The organism is Tunicatimonas sp. (assembly GCF_049647865.1).
Classification (GTDB): domain Bacteria; phylum Bacteroidota; class Bacteroidia; order Cytophagales; family Cyclobacteriaceae; genus Tunicatimonas.
Genome location: NZ_JBARYM010000184.1, coordinates 1 through 2,484, shown reverse-complemented (window position 1 = coordinate 2,484; position 2,484 = coordinate 1). Strand labels below are relative to the sequence as shown.

General features: G+C 42.7%; 3 protein-coding genes. 2 read left to right on the top strand and 1 reads right to left on the bottom strand.

All coding sequences use genetic code 11. From position 1 onward, the window contains the following. On the top strand, positions 1 to 467 hold a 467-nt coding region (locus tag WBA23_RS05620; protein WP_424581271.1), incomplete at its 5' end, for a hypothetical protein. A gap of 137 nt (positions 468 to 604) precedes the next feature. Here WBA23_RS05620 and WBA23_RS05615 read toward each other — a convergent pair. After that, complete coding sequence (locus WBA23_RS05615; protein ID WP_424581270.1) at positions 605 to 1,060, bottom strand: peroxiredoxin; 456 nt, start codon at positions 1,058 to 1,060, stop codon at positions 605 to 607. Between the two features lie 187 nt (positions 1,061 to 1,247). Here WBA23_RS05615 and WBA23_RS05610 point away from each other — a divergent pair. Further along, the coding region (locus WBA23_RS05610; RefSeq protein ID WP_424581269.1) for a sigma-54-dependent transcriptional regulator at positions 1,248 to 2,484 on the top strand (1,237 nt) is incomplete at its 3' end.

Below are 2,484 nucleotides of genomic sequence, written 5' to 3'. Positions count from 1 at the left end.
CAGAAAGTTACGGGTTACAAAAAGCCTCAACCGCTCTTTATCAGCAAGAAAGTACCTTACTTAAGGCAATGTACCAAGAGCATTTAGCTTTAGCTCGGGTAGCTTTGAAAGAAGATATTACAGCTGGTAATGTGCTTAGATTATGGGGTGCCCGTCAGCGCAATGTTGCCGGGTGGTTATCCCAAGTATCAGAGTTCTACACCCACGCGAGTCGGTACAGCGACATACTGAGCCAGTACGCTATTTCTTCTGCTGAAATTGCTCAAGGGCAAGCCATGATACGGACCATTCAAGAAGCTCGTGTTTTACAGGCTCGTCATCGTAGCGATGCTCAAATAGCTACGCAGCACCGACGCCAAAGTATCAACCAACTGCGAACCTGGATACGAGAATTTAACGCCATCACCCGAGTGGCCCTCAAGGACGAACCTCAGTATCTGGAAGCTTTGGGGCAGGTGGTGAAATAACTGTAGTACTAAAGTGTTATAGTACATGGTGTTATAGTGGATGAAATTTAGAGTTTTGGGTGACTTAAAAAACTCTAAACTCAAAACTCTGAACCCAAAACTTCAGAACTCAAAACTCTGAGCTTTGTACTATAACACTACACACTTTTTTGTACTGCCTTAACCATCTGCTGAATATGCTTCTCAGCACCGAACATATCTTCGTATACCGCAGCAATTTTGTGGTTGGCATCTAGTAAATATGTAACCCGGCGAACTACTTTCAAAAAGGGGACTAATGCTCCGTATTTTTTAGCTACACTTCCATCCCGATCCGATAGCAGTTCAAAAGGAAGCTGATGCTGCTTCTTAAATTTTTGGTGCGTTTCTACTGAATCCCGGCTAATTCCTACTACTGTAATATTTAGGTTACGAAAGACCGAGAAAGCATCCCGAAAACTACAAGCCTCCTGGGTGCAGCCTGGGGTAAAATCTTTAGGATAGAAGTATATAATAACAGGCTGATTTGCCAAATCGCGACTTAGTTTAAAGTGATTACCATTAGTAGAAGGAAGATAAATATCGGGCGAAGGCTGGTGAACTTTTAAAGACATTATTTATAAAATATAATATTTCCGTTACTGAGTGCAATTATTTAATTTGCGTGAAACTGTTTGTAGCTAATAAACTTGTGAAATACAGTACATTAGCAAAAAAAACAACAGAATAGGCAAGATTGATGTTTGTAATTTTTCAAGAAATAAAAAAAGGATATTTTTGCAGTAACTAGTAAGCAATTGTATGGATATTCAAGGTAACTCAATTCTAATCGTAGAAGATGAAGCTAGCATTCGTAGTTTGTTGGCTAAAATATTAGGGTTAGAAGGGTACAAAATTTTTGAGGCTAGCGATGTAGCCACCGGACGAGAAGCGCTCAGAAGCGAAACAATTCACCTCGTACTAACCGATGTAAACCTCCCCGATGCCAATGGCATTGATTTCACTAAATATGTTAAAAAAGAGTACCCACTGATTGAGGTAGTTGTACTAACCGCTTTTAGTAATGTAAAAGATGGCGTGCAAGCCATGAAATTGGGTGCTTTTGACTATTTAGCAAAAGGCGATGGCGACGAACGTTTGCCACTGGTCGTGCAAAAGGCTATGGAGAAAGCGGTGCTCAACCGAAAATTACAGGAAATGGAGTTTCGCCTAGACTCTAAATCTAGTTTTGCTAAGATCGTAGGAAACTCCCAGCCAGTACAACGTATGCTGGAATTAGCGGAAAAGGTAGCGGTTACCGATACTACGGTGCTCTTGCTAGGTGAAACCGGAACAGGAAAAGAACTGCTCGCGGAAGCAATCCATTTAGCCAGTCGGCGCCGGAAGGGTAACTTCGTAGCGATTAACTGCGCCGCTATTCCTAAAGATTTACAAGAATCTGAATTGTTCGGGCACAAAAAAGGCTCATTTACTGGAGCCAGCTCCGATAAGAAAGGGTACTTTGAAGCAGCCGACCGCGGTACTATTTTTCTGGATGAACTAGGAGAAATGTCGCCGGAGTTGCAGGCTAAGCTGCTAAGAGTTTTGGAAACTCGTATGCTTAATCGGGTAGGCGAGACGGAACCTATTCCGGTAGATATTCGCATTATTGCTGCCACTAACCGAGAGTTAGTTAATGATGATAATGAAGCGTTTCGTCGCGACCTATACTATCGCCTAAGTGCTTTCACTATTGATCTCCCCGCTTTACGCGACCGGCGAGAAGATGTTGATTTACTGGTGATACATTTACTAAAAGAACATGCCGAACGCGCCAATAAATCGATCTCCACCATTGACCCTGAATTTTTAGATTATCTAAAACGTTACAACTGGCCCGGGAATATTCGTGAGTTGCGCAACGTAGTGGAGCGCGCTGTTATTTTGGCCGATACCGACCGCCTCACTCCCGATGCTTTGCCTAATGAGATTTTGAACCAAACAGATGCAGTAGCATTTAGCAGCCCGGTGAATAATCACATTCCGGTTACTTCAGGTG